This is a genomic window from Hymenobacter citatus (assembly GCF_014333615.1).
GTDB lineage: Bacteria > Bacteroidota > Bacteroidia > Cytophagales > Hymenobacteraceae > Hymenobacter > Hymenobacter citatus.
Genome location: NZ_JACSCY010000003.1, coordinates 160,521 through 180,897 on the forward strand (window position 1 = coordinate 160,521; position 20,377 = coordinate 180,897).

General features: G+C 52.9%; 18 protein-coding genes. 5 read left to right on the forward strand and 13 right to left on the reverse strand.

Annotated features, from left to right (window positions below):
• Positions 1 to 42: 42 nt before the first annotated feature.
• The 9 genes from porM to lipB form a co-directional block, all read right to left on the reverse strand.
• Positions 43 to 1,629 carry a type IX secretion system motor protein PorM/GldM gene (porM, locus tag H8B15_RS05010; RefSeq protein ID WP_187318574.1) on the reverse strand — a complete coding sequence of 529 codons (1,587 nt, stop codon included), beginning with the start codon at positions 1,627 to 1,629 and terminating at the stop codon, positions 43 to 45.
• A gap of 61 nt (positions 1,630 to 1,690) precedes the next feature.
• Positions 1,691 to 2,470, reverse strand: a complete 780-nt coding sequence (gene porL, locus H8B15_RS05015; RefSeq protein ID WP_187318575.1) for a type IX secretion system motor protein PorL/GldL — start codon at positions 2,468 to 2,470, stop codon at positions 1,691 to 1,693.
• Between the two features lie 127 nt (positions 2,471 to 2,597).
• Positions 2,598 to 3,605 carry a T9SS ring complex lipoprotein PorK/GldK gene (porK, locus tag H8B15_RS05020; RefSeq protein WP_187318576.1) on the reverse strand — a complete coding sequence of 336 codons (1,008 nt, stop codon included), beginning with the start codon at positions 3,603 to 3,605 and terminating at the stop codon, positions 2,598 to 2,600.
• A gap of 237 nt (positions 3,606 to 3,842) precedes the next feature.
• Positions 3,843 to 4,850: a PorP/SprF family type IX secretion system membrane protein gene (locus tag H8B15_RS05025; RefSeq protein ID WP_187318577.1), complete on the reverse strand. Its 1,008-nt coding sequence runs from the start codon at positions 4,848 to 4,850 to the stop codon at positions 3,843 to 3,845.
• 259 nt (positions 4,851 to 5,109) lie between these two features.
• Complete coding sequence (locus H8B15_RS05030; protein WP_187318578.1) at positions 5,110 to 5,922, reverse strand: uroporphyrinogen-III synthase; 813 nt, start codon at positions 5,920 to 5,922, stop codon at positions 5,110 to 5,112.
• A 69-nt stretch (positions 5,923 to 5,991) separates the two neighbouring features.
• Positions 5,992 to 7,191 (reverse strand): DUF4271 domain-containing protein, encoded by a 1,200-nt coding sequence (locus tag H8B15_RS05035; protein WP_187318579.1) that lies wholly within the window; start codon positions 7,189 to 7,191, stop codon positions 5,992 to 5,994.
• 29 nt (positions 7,192 to 7,220) lie between these two features.
• Complete coding sequence (locus tag H8B15_RS05040) at positions 7,221 to 8,294, reverse strand: MraY family glycosyltransferase (protein ID WP_187318580.1); 1,074 nt, start codon at positions 8,292 to 8,294, stop codon at positions 7,221 to 7,223.
• 48 nt (positions 8,295 to 8,342) lie between these two features.
• A complete protein-coding gene (locus H8B15_RS05045) occupies positions 8,343 to 8,759 on the reverse strand; it encodes a hypothetical protein (RefSeq protein WP_187318581.1) in 417 nt (138 codons plus the stop codon).
• 35 nt (positions 8,760 to 8,794) lie between these two features.
• Entirely contained in the window at positions 8,795 to 9,595 is an 801-nt protein-coding gene (gene lipB / locus H8B15_RS05050; RefSeq protein ID WP_187318582.1) for a lipoyl(octanoyl) transferase LipB, read from the reverse strand.
• Positions 9,596 to 9,769: 174 nt separating this feature from the next.
• Between lipB and H8B15_RS05055 the strand changes: the two genes are divergently transcribed.
• Positions 9,770 to 10,129, forward strand: a complete 360-nt coding sequence (locus H8B15_RS05055; protein ID WP_187318583.1) for a YraN family protein — start codon at positions 9,770 to 9,772, stop codon at positions 10,127 to 10,129.
• Positions 10,130 to 10,275: 146 nt separating this feature from the next.
• On the opposite strand, the gene H8B15_RS05060 is transcribed toward H8B15_RS05055, so the two are convergent.
• The 4 genes from H8B15_RS05060 to H8B15_RS05075 form a co-directional block, all read right to left on the reverse strand.
• Positions 10,276 to 11,265 (reverse strand): toxin-antitoxin system YwqK family antitoxin, encoded by a 990-nt coding sequence (locus tag H8B15_RS05060; protein WP_187318584.1) that lies wholly within the window; start codon positions 11,263 to 11,265, stop codon positions 10,276 to 10,278.
• Between the two features lie 243 nt (positions 11,266 to 11,508).
• The gene (gene htpG / locus H8B15_RS05065; protein WP_187318585.1) at positions 11,509 to 13,353 is read right to left on the reverse strand and encodes a molecular chaperone HtpG; all 1,845 of its coding nucleotides are present in this window, start codon (positions 13,351 to 13,353) and stop codon (positions 11,509 to 11,511) included.
• Positions 13,354 to 13,488: 135 nt separating this feature from the next.
• Positions 13,489 to 13,929: a hypothetical protein gene (locus H8B15_RS05070; protein WP_187318586.1), complete on the reverse strand. Its 441-nt coding sequence runs from the start codon at positions 13,927 to 13,929 to the stop codon at positions 13,489 to 13,491.
• A 270-nt stretch (positions 13,930 to 14,199) separates the two neighbouring features.
• Positions 14,200 to 14,754, reverse strand: a complete 555-nt coding sequence (locus H8B15_RS05075) for an STAS/SEC14 domain-containing protein (RefSeq protein WP_187318587.1) — start codon at positions 14,752 to 14,754, stop codon at positions 14,200 to 14,202.
• Positions 14,755 to 15,090: 336 nt separating this feature from the next.
• Between H8B15_RS05075 and H8B15_RS05080 the strand changes: the two genes are divergently transcribed.
• The 4 genes from H8B15_RS05080 (at position 15,091) to H8B15_RS05095 (ending at position 20,342) form a co-directional block, all read left to right on the forward strand.
• Complete coding sequence (locus H8B15_RS05080; RefSeq protein ID WP_187318588.1) at positions 15,091 to 17,547, forward strand: TonB-dependent receptor; 2,457 nt, start codon at positions 15,091 to 15,093, stop codon at positions 17,545 to 17,547.
• An 86-nt stretch (positions 17,548 to 17,633) separates the two neighbouring features.
• Positions 17,634 to 18,611, forward strand: coding sequence for a cation diffusion facilitator family transporter (locus tag H8B15_RS05085; RefSeq protein ID WP_187318589.1), 978 nt, complete (start codon positions 17,634 to 17,636; stop codon positions 18,609 to 18,611).
• A 55-nt stretch (positions 18,612 to 18,666) separates the two neighbouring features.
• On the forward strand, positions 18,667 to 19,905 hold the full coding sequence (locus H8B15_RS05090; protein WP_187318590.1) for an MFS transporter: 1,239 nt from the start codon (positions 18,667 to 18,669) through the stop codon (positions 19,903 to 19,905).
• A gap of 68 nt (positions 19,906 to 19,973) precedes the next feature.
• Complete coding sequence (locus H8B15_RS05095; RefSeq protein ID WP_187318591.1) at positions 19,974 to 20,342, forward strand: hypothetical protein; 369 nt, start codon at positions 19,974 to 19,976, stop codon at positions 20,340 to 20,342.
• The last annotated feature ends 35 nt before the right edge of the window (positions 20,343 to 20,377 follow it).

Below are 20,377 nucleotides of genomic sequence, written 5' to 3' on the forward strand. Positions count from 1 at the left end.
AGTAATCAGTAAATCGCCGCGTTTCGTTCAGTTAGACAACGCTTAGATCAGCGGAATATTGAACTGCTTGCCCATATTCACTTCTTCCTGCTGGCCTTGGAAGTTCATACGCTTCACTTCTTTAACTTGAATGTATAAACGGTCGCCAGGCTTAGCTGTGTTTACTACGTCGCTCAAGTTAGCATCAGGGCCGCTGATAGTACGAGAAGGCATTACTGGGCGTGGTCCACGCACCAGAGTTACTTCGTAGCTAGTCACCCGGTAACGAGCATCTTCAGGCAAGAAGTTGGCAAAGCTGGCATCTGGAATAGCACGCAATGATAGGTTACGTACAGCAGTGATTGGAGTGCCCTGTTTTTCGTTGGCTTCACGCCCACCTACTACGCATTTGATATCGGGCTTCGGTACGGGACGCACCTGGAAGGTTTGTGAGCCAATAGCATTACCACTGCTGCTCACATTCAATGTTACTTCACGCGAGTTAGGCACTAGCATTACATCACCTGTTTTTGAGCCGGCAATAGCCGAGGCACCCGAAGCGGAGAAGCTAGGCTTGTATTGAGCACCCAAAGCAGGTACCTGTACGCTCAGCTTATTGCCACACTTAAAGTATAGCGCCTGTACCGAAGCCGACTGAATCTGCATTACCGGCTTGGTAACGGTGTAAGGAACCGTCACTTTGAAAGTAGTGTCACGGCCGTTCTGGTTGAAACGGATCGTACCTGACCACTGCTTCTTTGCGTTACCAGCAGCATCAAAACCGCCAGGCGTAGCCGTGAACTCAACTTTACCATGACCATCAGGACCTACTGACAAGGGCGAGCCATTCAGGGTCATAGAAGGCTTCAAGTTTGAAGCAGAAGCAGTTAGGAACAGCTCCGCTTTGTATTTAGTGCCAGCAGCTACTGTGTTCGACTCAGCACTGGCGAAAGCTCCTACCTTGTCGAATACGATGGTTGTACCACCTACTTTGGCAGCTTGTGCAGCCAAGGCATCTGACTCGTACTTCAATACCTCGGCTTCTTTCTGCGAAAGCACAGCCAGAGCAGCTACAAGAGGAGTCTTTTCGAAATTCAGTTCTGCAAAGTCCTTGGTCTTTTGAGCTGGGTCAGCAGCCGTCAAAGGATCTTCTTTCGCATCCAATGCAAGTGGAGTAGCACTGGGTACAAACCCTTTGATATAGCTGGCATACTCATTAAGTTTACCTTTCAGAGGGTAAGCCAAGCCGTTTTTATTTTGACCCAACATGGCATTTGCTACTTTATCGTTCGCATCCATGTTGTTATAAGAGTTCTGGCCCTTTTTATTCTCAGTGGCCGTCACCAGCTTGTCACGAACATCGTTCAGATAAGCTACCATTGCCTTGCTGCGCTCCCGAATCTCTTCACTTTGCTTTAACACAGCCAAATCGCTGGCTTGGTTGCGGTTTTTCTCAACCTGTGCCTGAATGCCTTTTACAGCATTACCGTTTGCCTTTTCTACCTTTTGGTTGATGCCAAACAGTGCATCATCCAGGAATTTGAATTTCAGCAGAATTGCTGAGTCTACTTGCAGAGCCAGAAGAGCAGTCAGTACCAAGTACATCATGCCAATCATCTTCTGCCGTGGGGTTTCTTTTCCTCCCGCCATCTTGTCTTCCTAGTAAATATATAGTGGGGACAGAATCTCTTAAGTTGTTCTACCTACCAGATTAGCTGGTAGCACGCATAGCGTTCAACATGTTGCCATACACACGGTTCAGCGAAGTCAGGTTGGTAGTCAAACCAGTGATTTCCTGCTTGAACTGTTCAGTTTCTTTGCCAGCCTCAGTCAGATTTTCCATTGCCTGGCTCAGCGTACCGTAGAATTTGTTCATCGACTTCAGGTGCGTGTTGGCATCCTGCAGCTCCATCTCATACACTGCATTCAAAGCACCCAAATTCTTGGTTACGTTCTGCACTTGTGCGTGGTATTCTTTAGCATCTGAAGTAGCTTCAGCCATGGCCGACATAGCCTGAGCCGTATTAGAATATGCTTCGTTGATGCGCTCCAACGACTGGGCGGCACCACGCACTTTGGTGGTATATTCTTCGGTAGCGTTGGTAGCGTCACCCAGAGTAGAAAGCTGCTGCGTGGTAGTGCTCAGACGGTTCAGGCCAGCGCCCAGCGAACTGATAGCTTCGGGGGTTACGTTAGCGTCCTTCAGCATGTCGTCTAGCTTGCGAGTTAGGCCAGTGCTGCCGTTATCAGCAATAGCGTTGGTGCGGAAGCTAGAGTTGCCAGTAGAGGGGTCATAGCCTTCGCTCAACTCAGGATACACCAGTGACCAGTCAACCTCTTTGGGATTAGGCTGGAACGCGCTTAAGAAGAAAATAACTGCTTCAGTGCCCAGACCTACAATCAGCATCTCGTTAGCGCCGGGTAAGTGTAGAATTTTGAATAGTGCACCAATAATTACGACTGCAGCTCCAATACCGTAGATTTTCGGCATTACACTGTCGAAGAAAAAGTTACCTTTTGCTGCCATTGTTGAAAAGAAGATTGGAAATGATGAGGGGTTGGTGAGGTTAATGCGTCGGCCACCCGGCCTGATTGGTTAATTGAAAGCGAAGTTTGTATTAGCGGGAATTGCGGCCAATCTGAATCATGGCGCAACGGAAGCCGATGTAAGAGCGAGCAGAATCTTGATATTCGAAATTGCGGGTACCAGTTTCGAGGAAGTAAGCAATGTCTTTCCACGAACCGCCCCGTACTACTTTGCGAGGTTCGTTGTCATCGGGGTTGGTAGGGTTCATATCCCACACAACTGGTACAGAAGCTTCCATGTAGGCATCATCGCACCACTCGGCTACGTTGCCCGACATGTCATACAAACCAAAGTCGTTCGGAAAGAAAGCGCCTACTGGAGCCGTGTACGCATAACCATCAGAAGCATAGTCGCCACGGCCGGGCTTGAAGTTGGCTAGCATACAGCCATGAGAGTTGCGCAGGTAAGGACCACCCCAAGGGTAAGTAGCCAAATCACGACCACCGCGGGAGGCATATTCCCACTCTGCTTCGGAGGGCAGGCGGAAGTTAGGGGTAGGCGCAAGCCCAGCCTCTTCGTTGGCGGCGTTTTTGTTCTTAGTGCGCCAGTTACAGAAATACTTGGCTGCGAACCAGTCTACCCCTACCACTGGATAATCATCAAATGCCGGGTGGGTATAGTAGTACTCCATCAGTGGGTCACCCATGTGGTATGTGAAGTCGCGCACCCATACGGTAGTATCAGGGTACAGCTCCGTCATCACATATTCTTCGCCCAACACATCAATGGAATCCTGACGGATGGCGTTCATGAACTGACGGTACTCGTTGTTAGTGATTTCCGTCTCGTCCATGTAAAAGCCAGCGATGGTCACCTGCTTATTCATGTTCACCATGGAAGCCGAAATGTCCTGATCCGTCTGGCCCATGTGGAATGTACCACCAGGGCAGGGTACCATGCCAAAAGGAACCTCTTGCGGGTTATATTCAGGGCGGTCCTCCGCCCCTACCAGGTCGCCCTGCGGTCCTTTGCCAAAGCCACAGCCCCCCAGAAACAATGCCGAGAAGGCAACCAGAGGTAGTAGAAGTAACTTGTTCATGAGGTAGGTGTAGAAAAGGCTGATTGGGCGGCAATACCCAAAGATTACAATTTTATGGAATGGCAAATTTACTCATTGAAGCGTACGCGCACAAGCCTTTCCTCTGACGCGTCGAAAAGACCGCAAGAAGATGCAACATTCGGTGAAACAGGTGGATAGCTCCTCATGGTTCCCTACGATTATCCTCTTCGTCTTTCTTGCTCACCTAAACCGCGAAAACCCTGCCAGATATGATGGCTAAAAACTGTAACGCGGCGTACGAACTGCTGGACGCGTAAAAATTCTGGGCTTGGGTAAACGATAGGATAGCATCAACTCAACAGAACTCAACGCCCTTGCATCTTGATTAAATGCAATAAGGTCGTAAGCTAATCCAACGCGTGCAGCATTGTCTTTTCCAAAACTGAATCCTACCAAGCCAGTAATGGATTCATCGTAGCGGTAGCCAAGGCCAGCCCAATACCGGTCATTGACTGTGGCACGAACACCAGCTTCGTAGGAATTATTTTTGAAATTAAATTTATCACTGTCTCCAAACTTACCCGGTAGCACCATTTTCATGAGTACGGTGGGCGTCACTACAACGGATGAAGAAGCCTCAATATTGTAGCCAGCAGTCAGGTACGAATGGTTTTCATTTAGGTACCGAGCCGTTTCGGAAAGTTGCGCAGTAGGATCTACTGGTTGTGCTAGATAGCGGTATCCATTTGCCCGCAATAGATTGTTTACGCTCAGACCTATATAGAACTTAGGCGCCTCATACCACACCCCAGCGCCTAGATCAAATTTCGCGTCAGATCCTTCTACAGGTACTCTCGGGTCATTTGGGTCTACGGGCCGGTAACCGCCTTGGCCCACGTGATTGTAGATACCCTGAATACCGACTCCCAGCCTGGCTTCGCCAATTTTAAAATGCTTGGAGTAAGAAAGCTGAGCGTTAGTAGTCTTCAGTACTGCTACTACATCACGATATACTTGGACACCAATACCACCACCTAGAACTGACACTGGTAGTGAGGCTGAAAGAAGATAAGTTTGAGGCGAACCACCATCATCGAAACTACCGTTATAACCAAGGTACTGATAGCGACCTAACGCTGTAATTTCTCCTTGTCCCTTGATACCTGCGTAGGCTGGATTTAGATAAAGGCCAACAAACGGATAGTGCGTAAAATTGGGCTGTTGCTGGGCAAAGGCAGTACCAGCGCAGGTGAATAGAAAACCGGCAAGTAAAATTCGCTTCATATAGCAACAGATTTAACAGAGCGTATACCGTAACTGGCCACGCGGGTACGTTTTCAAATGTAGAAAAAAAACTCGGTCGTGTCTTTGCGCTAAAACGCTCCACTGCCAGATTAAGTGTCTATCTAGCATTATGTTTTTACCTGCTTAAATACACTTATTAAGTTGGTTCGGTTGCCGTTTTGCGCTAGTAAAAGAGAAACCCCCTTTCCCAACAGTTGATTGCTGGAAAAGGGGGCTAATACTATCGTGTGTATTGCTTTTACTTGCTGCTTTTGAGGGCAGCGGCAGCTTCGGCATTCCGACGGATGTACTCTTCGATAGCGCCCGTCATGGACGGTGCATTGGGCATAGGAGCTTCGATATCCAATTCTAAGCCCGCATCGCGTACGGCCTTCGCCGTGGTAGGGCCAAATGCCGCAATGCGCGTACCATCCTGCACGAAGTCAGGGAAGTTAACAAAAAGGGAACTGATGCCGGAGGGACTGAAAAACGCTAAGCAATCATACTTCACGTCGCTTAGGTCCGACAGGTCACTGGCAACCGTGCGGTAGATAACTGCCTCCGTGAATTTATAATTGTTGGCCCGCATGAACTCTGGAATATCGTCCTTGCGAATGTCAGAGCAGGGGTACAAGAATTTTTCGCTCTTATGCTTCTTGATAACTTCAAACAGATCAGATGCAGTACGAAGTCCTACAAATAGCTTCCGCTTCCGCAACACAATGTATTTCTGCAAGTAATTGGCTGTTTGCTCTGAGATACAGAAATACTTCATCTCAGCAGGCATCTCAATCTTGGCTTCCTGACAAATCCGGAAAAAATGATCAACGGCATTGCGGCTGGTAAAAATGATAGCCGTATGGTCGAGGATATTTACTTTTTCCTTCCGAAAGTCTTTATATGAAACGGGGTCGACCTGTATGAACTCGCGAAAATCAACTTTAATACCATACTTCTCAGCAATGGTAAAATAGGGTGATATATCCCCGGTGGGCTTAGGCTGCGTAACGAGGATGCTGGCGATGCTTTTGGCATGCCGGCCCGTTCCCGGTTGGTCTTTGCTTTCGGCCATAGGTAATTAAGTAAATCTAGCGCAAAAAGAGGGTTGTGTACAGTGCTTCAAGCCCGCAACAGCGCGGTATTAGTAAGTAAAAACGATTATTTTAAGCAGAATGATGAGTGGAATCACTTCCGTGGCGCAAAGGTACGAAAACAAATGCAGATTCAGTAATGACGCACGTCGGTGCAGCGTACGAGCAATGCGAAACACGGAGCCTAATAACAGCAAGGAAACCACCCCATTAGATACCCACAAAACTGTTTCAGGTAAGGTCTGATTAAGACCTAAATAGAGTAGCATTACAAGGGGTAGGAATAAGCCCATAAAGAGAATTGTTCGAATAAATTCCCGATACTGGACGATCACCAAAGAAGTCACATCAAAGATGTACCCCATCAACTCAAGGAAAAGGTACTTTCCTAACACGAAGGCTGCAATAAGGCTGGTGTAAAATAACACTCGAAGCACGATAGCAGATTCGGGCACGGCAAACAAGCGTCGTAGAATGACAATGCTCTGAATATTGGTATGAATAGCAACGAGCAGTAGCGCAAAGGAGAGCGAGAAAATCAGAACGAGGAGGATATTGAGCCAGGTAATGGTAGGCTTCACTAGAAAATCGGGCTCATTATTACCGCGGCGCCATAGCTGCTCGAACTGGTAAATACGCGCGAAACCTGGTTGGTAGAAAGCCCGCAGTCCACCGTATAGTAGCCCGATAAGCAGCAAAAATCCGATGAATACGGTTTGCCCCTGATGGCCACGAGGACGTGGAAGCACCTTGGCTACAGTGGAAGCTGGCTTGCCTGAAGCCCCTGCTACCTCTGGAATGGCATTTGCAAATGATGATAGATTAGGTACCGCATCGGCATGCCAGACACAAAGCAAGTGTTGACCAGCCGGCGCAGAAGCTAACAGAAAGGTAGCCAGATCCAGGGTATAGGAAGCAGCTGCTGGCGAGGTGAAAATCAATTGGTTGTCCAGAAACAAACACTCATCCTGACGGGCTACAAAGGTGATGAGTAGTGGCCGGCCAGGGCGCATATTTACCCATTGGTAATACGCGTGCGCCGGCGCGTGGTAGCCAGGTAAGTATAACGTCAGCCGATTACGGGCTGCGTTGTAAATCAACCAATCGTTTGACAAGCCGCTTTTGGCGGATGGGGGCAGCGGCCGGTACTCAGCTGCAGAGGCGCCAATGGGTAGGGTCAGCCAGCAGAGTAGCCATACCAACACCCAGCGCCAGTGGTGGCGTGTAGCAATTGAGTGGTTGGTCATCATAATACTTGGCAAACTTGCTCGCTGCACAACTACGCTACCCGACGCTGTACGCCCCGCTTACTGTGGTATACGCCCAAAAACACACTTAGTAATACCGAGAAAGCCACTAGGGCCAATATCAATAGGGTGTTGCCTAAAGCAGCAAAATTGATAACGAATAGGATGACTACCAGATTCAGCAACCCCAACAGTAGCACTGTGCTGATCTGCTGAAAGCCCATGGCCAGCATGCGGTGATGCACATGGTTTTTATCGGGTGAGAAGGGCGAGCGACCCGCCAGCATCCGGATGATGAAAACACGCAGGGTATCAAACAACGGCACAAATAGAATTCCTACCGCTACCGACGGCGACGAGGCGCCAAAGGGCTGCCCTGTGGTAGCGCCCATTTCCACGAACTGGATGGTGAGCACCGACACGATAAACCCACATACCAAGGAGCCAGTATCGCCCATGAAAATGCTGGCCCGGTGAAAGTTATACCGTAGAAAACCAATAATTCCACCAATCAGGCAGATAGCAACGTAGGCGTAATTGCCATAAGAAGGGCCACCGTAGCGCAGGAAATAGTAACCAAACGTAGCGGAGATGATGCTCACAATGGTACCCGCCAAGCCATCAAGCCCATCAATCAGGTTGATGGCGTTGGTAATGCCTACGATGGCTACAAACGTAATGGCGTAGCTCACGCCCATGGGCAGCTCGTGAATGCCAAAGATGCCCTGAAAGCTGGTAATGCGAATTTCTATGTCAGGCATCACCATGATGATACCAGTGGCCAGCAGCTGACCGATGAATTTCTTGGTAACGGAAATCGTCACCAAATCATCCTTCAGCCCTACAAAGAACAGCACGATGCAACCAGCCAGCAGCTGTTGAATACCATTTTCCAAGGGCGCAAAAATGGTAAGCGCCGACATGAAGCCCGCGAAGATGGCTACTCCGCCCAGGCGGGGGGTAAGCGACTCATGCACAGTACGCACATTGGGCGTGTCGAGCATGTTTTTCAGGTGGGCGATGTAGATGATAGATGGCACGGCAAATAGCGCCACTAAGAACGACCACAGAGCCGACAGTACCAGTTTTACTCCGAGAACGGGCATCGTAACGTCAAGATCAAATTGAAAGGGGTGGAATCGGGCAAGGACAGTTTAGCTATGCAATACGCCTTCCTGTTCGAGCAGCGAAATGTGCGTCAGGTTGGCGGGCACAATAGAATCGGGAACAAAAATGAATTTCTTGTCGAAAATCTGCGTCCCACGGTAGTAGCTGAGCCAGTATTGATTGTTGAGATGAAACAGGGCCGGGTCGATGGGTTCGATGGGAACGGCGCTGCGGGGATCTACCTCCGGCAAGGCGTGGCGCAGGGTAGAGGTGCGCACCGGCTCACCCTGCGCATCGGTACCGTAGCCATTGGAGCTAACGATAACGTTGCTGAGCGGAAAGGAATTGTAGTTCAGCAAGTATACCAGCCAACCGGGCTTGCCGTCTTCCACGGCGGCTTCCTGGCTGGGTACAACGGCAATAGAAACGCCCTCCACCGGTTCAAAGGAAATGTCTTCTTTCATAGTACTCAATAGGTAAAACGGCCGCTCAGGCGCAGCTATTCTTGCGTTAGCGTAGCCCCCAGCAAGGATACCAAGTGCGGAACCAAGCGGTCCGCAACCTCAGCCAAAGGCACGGTGCGGCCCAGTTCCTGCTGTAACGATGTTACGGCTTTGTCGTCGATGCCGCAGGGAATAATATGGCTAAAATAGCTGAGGTCAGTGTTGACGTTGAGCGCGAAGCCGTGAATGGTTACCCAACGGCTGCACTTCACGCCCATTGCACAAATCTTGCGGGGGTTAGGAGCACCTTCTTCCCAATCGAGCCACACGCCGGTAAGGCCGGCAATGCGCCCCGCTGAAACGCCGAAATCAGCCAGCGTCAGGATAACGGCTTCTTCCAAGACGCGCAGGTAGCGGTGAATATCGGTAAAGAAGTTATCGAGGTCGAGGATGGGGTAGCCCACCAGCTGGCCGGGGCCATGGTAGGTGATGTCGCCGCCACGGTTGATGCGGTGGAACGTAGCGCCATAGCGCGTCAGGCCCGCTTCGTCGAGCAACAGGTGCTCGGGCTTGCCACTCTTGCCCAGCGTATATACATGCGGATGCTCGCAGAGCAGCAGGTAATTGGGGGTAGGCACAGGCGTTTCGCCTTGCTCAATAGCGTTGCGGTTTTGCTTTTTGCGCTCTAGGGTGTTGGCCAGCAAGCTCTCCTGATAAGCCCAGGCCTCTTCGTAGGGCTGCACGCCCAAATTACGCACGCACAGCGCACGATTTTGGTGGGGCGTGGCAGCTGATGCACTATGAAGAACCGGACTAGCCGGAACCGATGTACTGCAAGAAGTAAGCAATGTGTCCATCCTGATAAAAACTGCGGTGTACAAAAAGTAAGCCGTGCTGGCTAGTAGCCACATCCTCTCGGCCTGCCACTAACGGCTACCTCCGATTCCGGCGACGGGTAGGCACATAAACTACCTCAAAGGTACTAGATTTAGCACCAACCCATTGGTGCTTCTCCCCTACCCTACCCCCACATGACATCCCCCGCCCACCAACTCGGCCAGGCCGGCGAAGATGCCGCCGCTGCGCACCTCACGGCGCAAGGGTACACCGTTGTGCAACGCAACTACCGCTACCGCCGTGCCGAAATCGACCTGATTGCCACGCTGGACACTAGGCTGCTGGTGTTTGTAGAAGTGAAAGCACGCTCTACCTCACAGTTCGGCTACCCCGAGGCCTTCGTGACGGAGCGTAAGCGGCAGCTATTTCGCCTAGCGGCCGAGCAGGTGCAGGAAGAACTTGACTGGCACGGCGACATCCGCTTCGATGTGCTGGCCGTCACGCCCGTAGCGGCCGGCTTCCGGGTAGAGCACTTCGAGGATGCCTTTTATTGAGTGGTTAATTGTAAATAGAACGTGATTGTCATCCTGAGCGCAGCGAAGGACCTTCTCATGCTAGAACGACTGCCGTAACAACGACTCGTTCTGTGGGCAGAAGGTCCTTCGCTCTACTCAGGCTGACACACAGTTCTACTCGCAACTTATTTCCGGCGCGTATTACCTGGCCGGCGCTTGTCTACGGGGTCGGCGTCGGCGGTGCCGCGCTTGTCGTAGCCTTTCTCTTTGTCGTAGATCAGCACGCCGTTGCGGTTGTACTCCATCACCAGTTCGGGCGTGGCTACCTCCGGCTCGTAACCCGATTCGCCGTAGGCGTATACATAATGGCGTCGGTCCTTTAGGTTGCGGAAGCCCCAATAGTTGATCCAGAGGCCTACCTTCTTACCGTTCTCGAACTGACCGTCCCATTCGCGCTGGCCATTTTCGTTGTAGCGCACATAGTCGCCTTCCAGCTCGCCGTTCACGTACGGAATCACTTCTTTCAGCTGCTTGTGCTCGGCGTCGTAGTACGAAATAACGGCGTCGCGGGGGAAGCCCATTTCATAGTGCACTTTGTCCTGTAAGATGTTGTCGGGTGTGGTTTGCTCCCAGCGGAGGTGGCGGGTACCTACCGCAAAGAACCCGGTTTCCACTACTTTTCCGCCTTTCAACCGCTTGTAGGGGCCGTGTAGCACCAGACTCTTTGGGTCTAGCTCGCCAGGGCTAGCTTTATAAATGCGATGTTTACTAGCATCGTAGATATAGCGGCCGGGCGCCTGAAGATTGGGCTGCTGAAAGTTTTTGAGGTAGTAGAATATCTCAACCTGCTGATTTTTCCCCTTCGGTCCCGACTTGGCATAACCCTTCTTGATGGGCTGGCCCATGAAGATGTTCTTCTTTTTTTTAGGTTTGCGCTGCTCCGCTTTGGCTTTTGCCTTCGCTGCTTTTTCCTGTTCCTTAGTCAGTGCCACCCGCTTATTGGTGAGCGAAGGCGCACTGGCCGTATCGCTGGCGGTGGTCAACGAATCGGTAGTAGCCAGTAAGGTAGCCGCATCGGGCTGACTGCTGAACGACACGGTTTTGCGGGTACAGGCTTCCGTCAGCGGTAGCAGCAGAGCCAGAAGTCCGACAAGGGGTAAACGGGTACTACGCATGCAAACAGGGTAGGAAAGGTAGCCAAAGAATATCCCAGCCAAACGTAAAGATACACCGCTTTGGTGCCCAATGGTGAGTAGTGAAATGGTGAGATAGTGAGTAAGTCGGGCTTTCATCATCTAAATAAAACTCACCGAAACCCACTTTCCTTAAACAACAAAAAGCCCGCCTACCTTGTAACAGGCAGCGGGCTTTTGTACTCTTTAAAACTTCTCAGACTTTCTTGTACTGAGCAACCTCCTCTATTCGGCCGTTAGGAGGTCGGCGCTGCGTTTTACGAAAGCCGTTAGCGCTTCGCCTTTCAGCATACCCTGGCTGAGGAGGGCCAGATCAAAGGCTTGCTTGGCGAGCTTCTGGCCGGCCTCACCCTCCTGTGCCAGCACGCGCTGGGCCACGGGGTGGTTGGCATTTACACTCACCGTGTAGCTGTCGGGTAAGGAGCCGAACATCTGCATGCCGCCACCGCCGCCCACACGCTGCATATCCTTCATGCGGCGCATAAATTCGGGCACCGTCACAATCACCGGCGCATCTTGTGGCGACAGGGCTTCTACCTGCACCTGCATGTGCTCGTTGTTGATAGCGGCTTTGTATACCTCCGTCAGCTTGGTTTTGTCGTCGTCGCTGAGCACGCTTTCGGTCGTCTCATCCTTCTCGATGAGCTTGCCTACCGTGTCGGCGTCCACGCGCTTGAAGGTTACTTTCTCTAGCTTCTGCTCCAGCTGCCCAATGAAGTGCGGGTCGAGCACGGCGTTCAGCTTCAGTACCGAGTAACCTCTATCCAGGGCCGCCTGCACGTAGCCGTGCTGGGCCTCGGGGTCGGTGGTGTAGAGGATAACTGTCTGGTCGTTCTTGTCCTTCTGGTTGGCCTGGATGTGCTCCTGGTACTCGTTCAGCGTATAATATTTGCCGGCAGTATCCTGTACCAACACAATATCCTTGGCGCGGTCGTAGAACTTATCGTCCGACAGCATGCCGTACTTCACAAACAAACCGATATCCGACCACTTCTGCTCGTAGCCTTCGCGGTCTTTGCGGAACAGCTCGGCCAGCTTATCGGCTACCTTTTTGGTGATGTAGGTGTTGATTTTCTTCACCGCCGCATCGGCCTGCAAGAAGCTGCGCGACACGTTCAGGGGAATATCCGGCGAGTCAATTACGCCGTGCAGCAGCATCAGGAACTCGGGCACCACGTCCTTCACCTCATCGGTGATGAACACCTGACGCGAGTAGAGCTGAATCTTGTTGCGCTGCAATTGCAGCTCGTCCTTGATTTTGGGGAAGTACAGGATACCCGTCAGGTTGAAGGGGTAGTCCACGTTCAGGTGAATCCAGAACAGCGGCGGCTCCGAGAAGGGGTATAGCTCCTGGTAGAACTTGGTGTAGTCCTCGTCGGTCAGCTCCGAAGGCTGCTTGGTCCAGATGGGGGCTGTCTGGTTGATTACCTCGCCTTCGAACTCAATCGGGATGGGTAGGAACTTGCAGTACTTGCTGAGGATGCTTTTCAGGCGAGCTTCTTCCAGAAACTCATCCGAATCTTCGGCTACGTGCAGTACTACGTCAGTGCCACGCTCAGCTTTTTCGTGCTCGCCAGTGGGCTCATCCAAGGTAAACTCGGTGCTACCATCGCAGGTCCAGTGGGCCGTCAGCGTATCCTCTTTATACGACTTCGACCAGATTTCTACCTCTTTGGCTACCATGAAAGCTGAGTAGAAACCTAAGCCAAACTGCCCGATAATCTGGTCTTTGGTGGCGGCATCCTTCTCCTTGTACTGCTCCACAAACTCGGTGGCGCCGGAAAAGGCAATCTGGTTGATGTATTTCTTAATCTCCTCGGCTGTCATGCCAATGCCGCGGTCGGAGATGGTGATTTTGCGGGCTTCCTTGTCCACCGTCACGCGTACTTTCAGCTCGCCCAACTCGCCTTTAAACTCGCCCAGCTGAGCCAGGCTCTTCAGCTTCTGGGTGGCGTCCACGGCATTGCTCACCAGCTCGCGCAGGAAGATTTCGTGGTCGGAGTACAGAAATTTCTTGATGATGGGGAAGATATTCTCGGTGTGAATCGAGATGCTACCTTTCTCTTGCATAACAGGAATATTAGGGTGAACAGACAATTTCAGGCGCCGAGTGGCGCAGTGCCCTGCTCCCTTCAAAAGATATTCCACGAGCCTTTTGGCTGCCAGTTTGACAGCGCTTTGCGGTACCCTACCTTCAAAACCGGCTTATACGGCGGCCAGCCACTGCCGATGCAATTGCGCTGCGCATTCCTCATCCATCAGCGCCAGCCAATCCAAAGCCGCCAATACTTCAGTGAAATACTGCATATCGCAATGAGTGGTGGGGAGGGCATTGTCTACCAGATTTTCCAACGCCAGCTGATTGTGCAACGAGGAAGGGAGCAGTATAGCCAGCGCCTGAATATGCAACCGCCGATATTGAGGCAACCAGCTTTCACTCAGCCAGTGCTGGTGTATGAGGCTCACAGCGGGTAGGCTACTGACATCGGCCAGCCAGCGAAAGGGCTTCAACTCGTCGGACAGCTGCAACAGTTGCTCAAAGACCTCCTTAAAAGCTACGTCTTTGGATGCATCGACCCATTTCCACCATAGCAACCGCAAGTTGGCATCAAAGAGAACCGTAACACAAGGAAACCGATAGATCATTATACTATTCCGGCTAGACCATACCACGGAATAGATAAATTTACTGTTGAGCTTAGCAACGAGATATGTCTTTTCGGCCGTTGGAGAGCTTCACCCGGCGAACAATCCCCTTCGTTACACGAATAGCATTTCTGGTGTATCGCTGGCAGCGGTAGGGAGCGGACTTGTTGGGCGCAACAGTCCCGATAGTAAGCGCAGCATCTTTTTCATAGCAGTAAGCGGCAAACAGGTTGACTACTACAAAATTGCACTGCTACTACTACCTCAATATTATGAGCACGTTACGCTTACGTAATGTTTGTCAGACGTTGCTGCAGCTAGCGTGCTGGGGCGGTGCCATTCCTGCTGTGATGCCGGTAGCAGTGGCGAATCTCCGGTAACCCATTCGAGTGCATCTTCTGCCTCCGAAAAAAACTGAATATCAAAATGAATAAGCGCTTGTGCCATCCACAAGATACTCTCTACTACCATCTGGTTGTAGAGGCTACGGGGCGGCATCACCAATGCTACTTGCTGTAGTGGTTGGCTTGCCATTTTTGGAAGCCACGTCAGACTGATCCAAGCCTGCTCCATTATATCAATATCTGGCAAGTCGTGCAGATCCAATACTACACGTGTAACTGCTTGTTGCTCTGCTATTTCCAGTATACGTAATAACCCTTGTTTGAAGTCTTGCATAGAGTGCCCGGCTTTCCATTGAGTACGCAGCAGCCGAAGCTCGTCGGCATACTGAATAAGCATATAATCTAAGTCATATAACATGATGCAGGCAAAGGTATATCGATTTCCGTTTATATATGAATTATGCAAAAAATATTTATTCAAATCTATTATTTGGATCTGTATTCCAAGGAGTAGAATACAGTAATGTCGTATATAATACTTTATTTATCAGAATAAATGCGTTCATAAATAAGCTAAATGCGCTATACCAATGAAGGCCTTCGTCAGCTTATCCCATAAATGGAAACAGATTATACTGCAAATAGTTCAATATAACCTGTTACACTATTTAATTGTATTATTCTTATATAACATTACTTAATGACAGCTTCTCGGGCCGTTGCACAACTTTCTGCTACTTTTGAATAGATGAAGCGCTGCTTTACGGAGGTCGACTGCAATGGTTACCATTTGGCGCTTTATCTCATGCAGCTGTTTATGACCCGTTATCTGATTTTTGTTGGTCTGCTCGCTCAGAGCGCTTTCGCCCAAACCACCACTCCAGCAGCATCTACAGCACGCGCTACAGTGTCTTCGCCAGTTACGGGCCGCGTGATAGATGCCGACACGCACGAGGCGTTGCCAGGGGTTACCGTGCTATTTCAGGATTTGCGGCAGGCCACTGCCACTGGTTCCGATGGGACGTTTAGCTTCTCCAATCTGCCGCGCGGGCGGTTTTTGGTGCAGGTCCGTTCTCTGGGGTATACTACCCTGGTGCGCACCGTGGACACGGGTAGCGGGCAGCCGTTGGAATTAACCCTCATGCCGGCCACTACCGAAATTGGGCAGGTAGTGGTAACGGGTGTGTCGGCGGCTACGGAAATGCGACGCTCGCCTGTGCCTACCACCATCATTAGTAATAAAGAGCTGAGCCAGCGGGCCAGCACCAACGCCGTAGACGCATTGGCTCATACGCCCGGCGTGGCCCAAATTACCACTGGGCCAGCCATTAGCAAGCCCATTATCCGAGGATTGGGAGCCAACCGCGTGATTATGCTGAACAACGGTGCCAAGCAGGAAGGCCAGCAGTGGGGCGACGAACACGGCATCGAAATCGACCAGTACTCGGTGGACCGGGTAGAGATTATCAAAGGTCCTGGCTCACTGCTCTACGGCTCCGATGGCATGGCCGGCGTTATCAACTTCCTACCCGCCGACCCCGTGGAGGAAGGCAAGGTGCTGGGGGCAGTATCGGCCAACTACCAGACCAATAACCACCTGCAAGGCTACTCGCTGATGAATGCCGGCAACCGCAACGGGCTGAACTGGCTGGTGCGCGGCACTGGCAAACTAGCCGGCCCCTACCGCAATCCATATGATGGCCGCGTGTTCAACTCGGGTTTTCGGGAGCTGGACGGCAACGGCTATGTGGGGCTAAATAAGAGTTGGGGCTTTGCGCACCTCACGTTCAACTCCTTTAACCAGGAGCTAGGCCTGACCGAAGGCGACCGGGAGGAGGCCACCGGCCGCTTTCTGAAGGATGTGCGCGTAGGCACCGACGCCGTGGCCACGGTGCCCGTGAGCAGTAGCGACCTGCGCGGCTACGGCCTGTCGGTGCCGCGCCAGCAGGTAAACCACCTGCGCATTGGCACCGACAACAACTTTATTCTGGGCCAGAGCCGTCTGACGCTGAACGTGGGCTGGCAGCAAAACCTGCGCCGCGAGTTTGGCGACGTGCTAGCCCCCAACGAGCCCGAGCTGTACTTTCAACTGCACACCGTAGACTACGCCGCCCGCTATTTTCTACCCGAAAAAAACGGTTGGAACACGACGCTCGGGGTGAGTGGCCAAGCACAGCAGAACCGCAACAAAGGCGTAGAGTTCCTGATTCCGGCGTATCGGCTGTTTGATGGGGGCGTATTTGGCGTTACCAAAAAAACCATTGGCAAGCTCGACTTGAGCGGCGGCCTGCGTTACGACATTCGGCGCATCAAAGCCGAGGCGCTCTACCTAAATGCCGATGAGCAGCCCGTGCCGGCCGACGCGCCGGGCGCCGAAACCAAGTTTGGTAGCTTCACCAGCACCTTTCGCAACGTGTCGGGTAGCGCGGGCGGGGCCTTCAATGCTACCGATGATCTAACACTGAAGGCCAACGTGTCGCGCGGGTTTCGGGCACCCAATATTGCCGAGCTGGGCTCCAATGGGCAGCACGAAGGCACTATCCGCTACGAAATTGGGGAGCCCAACCTGCGGGCTGAGGTGAGCACCCAGCTGGACGCCGGCGTGAGCTATACCACGCAGCACATCAGCCTGAACGTGGATGCGTTTCATAACCGCATCAACCACTACATCTTCCCCAGTCGCCTGGCTACTGCTTCGGGCGCCGACTCTATTGCTGCCACTGGCGACCCAGTGTTTCGGTACGGCCAGGGCGATGCCCGGCTAATAGGCGGCGAGGTCAGCCTCGACATACACCCCCACCCGCTGGACTGGCTGCATTTCGAAAATACCTTTTCGATGGTGCGGGCCACCCAACTCCACCAGCCCGATAGCACGCGCTACCTACCCTTTATTCCGGCCAATCGGTTTCAGTCGGAGCTGCGGGTGAACTTTCGGAAGGTAGGGCAAAGCCAGCACCTGGCGAACCTCTACGCCAGCTTTCTGGTGGAACACACCTTTGCGCAGGACCGTTTCTACGCGGCCTACTCCACCGAGACCCGCACACCCGGCTACACCCTTTGCAATGCCAGCCTGGGCACCGATGTACGCAATGCCAACGCGCAAACGCTCTTCAGCCTCTACCTGGCCGCCAACAACCTGTTTGATGTGGGTTACCAGAGTCACCTGAGCCGCCTGAAATACGCCGACGTCAACAACGTGACCGGCCGACGCGGCGTATTCAATATGGGCCGCAACGTGAGCGTGAAGCTGGTAGTCCCGCTGGCGTTTAACTGAGTGGCTTCTAATAATAGAACGTCATTTCGACCCTGTCTGTCATCCTTCGCTCCGCTCAGGATGACAGACAGGGTCTCCTTCTCCGCATGGCACACAACCACAACCATTCGCACGACCATAACCACAACCACGGCGGCCACAGCCACGGCATTCCGGCCGATGGCAACTTTGGAAAAGCCTTTGGTTGGGGCATCGGGCTGAACCTGGTGTTTGTGGTAGCCGAAGCAGCCAGCGGCTTCTGGGGCAACTCAGCGGCGCTGCTCTCCGATGCGGGCCACAACCTCTCCGATGTGCTTAGTCTGGCCCTTGCCTGGGGCGCCGCGCTGCTGGCCAAGCGGCAGGCTTCGGCGCGCTACACCTACGGCTACAAGAGCGCCACCATTCAGGCCGCGCTGGTGAATGCGGCTCTGCTGTACGCCGCGCTGGGCTTTATCCTGTGGGAAACCATCGACCACCTGCGCCATCCCGAGCCAGTAGATGGCAAGCTAGTAATGCTGATGGCCGGCGCGGGCATTGTTGTGAATGGCTTCACGGCCTGGCTGTTTAGCAGCGGGCAGAAGGGCGACGTGAATGTGCGCGGGGCCTACCTGCACATGCTCACCGATGCGCTAGTGTCGGTGGGAGTAGTGGTAGGCGGGGCGCTGGTGTACTTCACCGGCTGGCTGTGGCTCGACCCGATTATTAGCTTCCTAATCCTGGGTATTATCGCTTATGGCTCGTGGGGGTTGCTGCGCGAAACCGTGCAGCTCAGCCTGCAAGCCGTACCCGATGGCATTGAGCTACCCGAGGTGCGGCAGTTTTTGCTGGATCAGCCCGGTGTGACGCAAGTGCACGATCTGCACGTATGGCCCCTCAGCACCCAAGAAACGGCCCTCACGGCCCACCTAGTGCGCCCTGCTACCAGCGAGGACAACCAGTTTCTGAGCCATTTGCAGGTGGAGTTGCGGGAGCATTTCAACATTGGCCACATCACCGTGCAGCTGGAAGACACCACGCCCGTGCCGCACGAAGACGGCTGCCAAGGATGTGTGGCGGCGCAGCAGTCGGTAGCAGCGGCTGGCTGAGTTGCGGTGGGTAGGCGGAACTGCTTACATTGTTGCAGTCAACCTTTTCCTACCCATGTCCTCCCCTACCCCCTCTCCCAAAACGGCCTCCTTGCTCAGCGCCGTCGTTATTGTGGCCTCGCTGGGCTACTTCGTGGATATTTACGACTTGGTGCTGTTCAGCATTATCCGGGTGCAGAGCCTGAATGGTATTGGCATTACCGATACCAACGCCGTAACGGAACAAGGTCAATACCTACTGAGTATGCAGATGGGCGGCATGCTGCTGGGTGGCATTTTGTGGGGCGTGCTGGGTGATAAACGGGGTAGGCTTTCGGTGTTGTTTGGCTCTATTCTCATGTACTCGCTGGCCAACATTGCCAACGGCTTCGTGCAGACCATCGACCAATACGCCTGGCTACGCCTGATTGCGGGGGTAGGGCTGGCCGGGGAGCTGGGCGCCGGCATTACGCTGGTAGCCGAAAGCCTACCCAAAGAAAAACGCGGCTACGGCACCATGATTGTAGCTTCGGTGGGCGTATCGGGCGCGATGGTGGCGTATTGGATAGGCGCGGCCTTTGGCTGGCGCAATGCTTATTTTATTGGCGGTGGGCTGGGGCTGGCGTTGCTGGCCCTGCGGGTAGGCGTGTTTGAATCGGGCATGTTTGAGCAAGCCAAGCGCGAAGGCGTGGAGCGCGGCAATTTCCTGGCTTTGTTCAGCAACGGGGAGCGGTTTGGGCGCTACCTGCGCTGCCTGTTTCTGGGCGTGCCCTTCTGGTTTCTGATTGGCATCCTTATCACATTGGCGCCGGAATTTGGGCGAGAATTTGGTCTGACTGGACCCGTAACGGGTGGGCTGAGCGTGTTCTGGTGCTACTTCGGCCTCACCCTGGGCGACTTCACCAGCGGTGGCCTCAGCCAATTATTGCGCAGCCGCAACCGCACCCTCCAAGCCTTTATTGCGGCCAGCACCGTGATGGTAGGCGTGTACCTGTTTGGGTTGCGTGGGGCCTCACCTACCCTTTTTTACGGGGTGTGCTTTCTGATAGGCTTTGCGGGCGGTTTCTGGGCGCTGTTCGTAACGGTGGCGGCTGAGCAATTTGGCACCAACCTGCGCTCCACCGTAGCTACCACAGCCCCCAACTTTGCGCGCGGCGCCATTGTACTTATCAATCCAGCGTTTCTGGCGTTGCGGCCGGAACTAGGCATTGTGGGCGCGGCCTTGGTTATCGGTGTGGTTACGTTGTCGTTGGCCTTTTTTGGAGCCGCTACCCTCCCCGAAAGCTATGGCAAAGACCTCGACTATGTGGAGTAAATAACTTGAGCCCCGTTCAACTGGGCACCGCCAATGCCGTATACGGCAGTATCAACATCCCTCTGACAATGAAAAAGATACTGGGCCTTTTGGCCGTTGCTGGCGCCGCATTTTTCGCCGTGCCCGCACAAGCACAAACAACTACTACCGACATGCAGAGCCAGCAGCAGCGCGCGGCTGATGCCAAAGCTGCTCTGCGCGAGCAGAAGCAACAGTCAGCCGCTAGCCGCGATGCTGTGCGTGAGAGCAAGCGCGAGGTAAAGGATCAGCGCAATGCCATGAAAGCGCAGAAAGCGCAAATGAAAGAACAGAAAATGGTGGCCAAGCAAGCCAAGCAACAGGAGAAAATGGCCCGCCAGCAGGCGCACGCCGAAAAACAAGCCCTGAGTGAGCAGAAAAAAGCAGCCCGCGCCGAAAAGAAGGCGGCTACTATGTAACACACGCCGCTCAAACGGCTTTTTCCTGCGCTTCT

Bases quoted from the DNA above. Each gene is read 5' to 3' on its own strand.
- H8B15_RS05045 (WP_187318581.1), bottom strand. From the start codon at position 8,759: ATGAAAGAAGACATTTCCTTTGAACCGGTGGAGGGCGTTTCTATTGCC.
- H8B15_RS05060 (WP_187318584.1), bottom strand. From the start codon at position 11,265: ATGCGTAGTACCCGTTTACCCCTTGTCGGACTTCTGGCTCTGCTGCTA.
- H8B15_RS05055 (WP_187318583.1), top strand. From the start codon at position 9,770: ATGACATCCCCCGCCCACCAACTCGGCCAGGCCGGCGAAGATGCCGCC.
- H8B15_RS05030 (WP_187318578.1), bottom strand. From the start codon at position 5,922: ATGGCCGAAAGCAAAGACCAACCGGGAACGGGCCGGCATGCCAAAAGC.
- lipB (WP_187318582.1), bottom strand. From the start codon at position 9,595: ATGGACACATTGCTTACTTCTTGCAGTACATCGGTTCCGGCTAGTCCG.
- htpG (WP_187318585.1), bottom strand. From the start codon at position 13,353: ATGCAAGAGAAAGGTAGCATCTCGATTCACACCGAGAATATCTTCCCC.
- H8B15_RS05090 (WP_187318590.1), top strand. From the start codon at position 18,667: ATGTCCTCCCCTACCCCCTCTCCCAAAACGGCCTCCTTGCTCAGCGCC.
- H8B15_RS05070 (WP_187318586.1), bottom strand. From the start codon at position 13,929: ATGATCTATCGGTTTCCTTGTGTTACGGTTCTCTTTGATGCCAACTTG.
- H8B15_RS05025 (WP_187318577.1), bottom strand. From the start codon at position 4,850: ATGAAGCGAATTTTACTTGCCGGTTTTCTATTCACCTGCGCTGGTACT.
- porM (WP_187318574.1), bottom strand. From the start codon at position 1,629: ATGGCGGGAGGAAAAGAAACCCCACGGCAGAAGATGATTGGCATGATG.
- H8B15_RS05035 (WP_187318579.1), bottom strand. From the start codon at position 7,191: ATGATGACCAACCACTCAATTGCTACACGCCACCACTGGCGCTGGGTG.
- H8B15_RS05085 (WP_187318589.1), top strand. From the start codon at position 17,634: ATGGCACACAACCACAACCATTCGCACGACCATAACCACAACCACGGC.
- porK (WP_187318576.1), bottom strand. From the start codon at position 3,605: ATGAACAAGTTACTTCTACTACCTCTGGTTGCCTTCTCGGCATTGTTT.
- porL (WP_187318575.1), bottom strand. From the start codon at position 2,470: ATGCCGAAAATCTACGGTATTGGAGCTGCAGTCGTAATTATTGGTGCA.
- H8B15_RS05080 (WP_187318588.1), top strand. From the start codon at position 15,091: ATGACCCGTTATCTGATTTTTGTTGGTCTGCTCGCTCAGAGCGCTTTC.
- H8B15_RS05095 (WP_187318591.1), top strand. From the start codon at position 19,974: ATGAAAAAGATACTGGGCCTTTTGGCCGTTGCTGGCGCCGCATTTTTC.
- H8B15_RS05040 (WP_187318580.1), bottom strand. From the start codon at position 8,294: ATGCCCGTTCTCGGAGTAAAACTGGTACTGTCGGCTCTGTGGTCGTTC.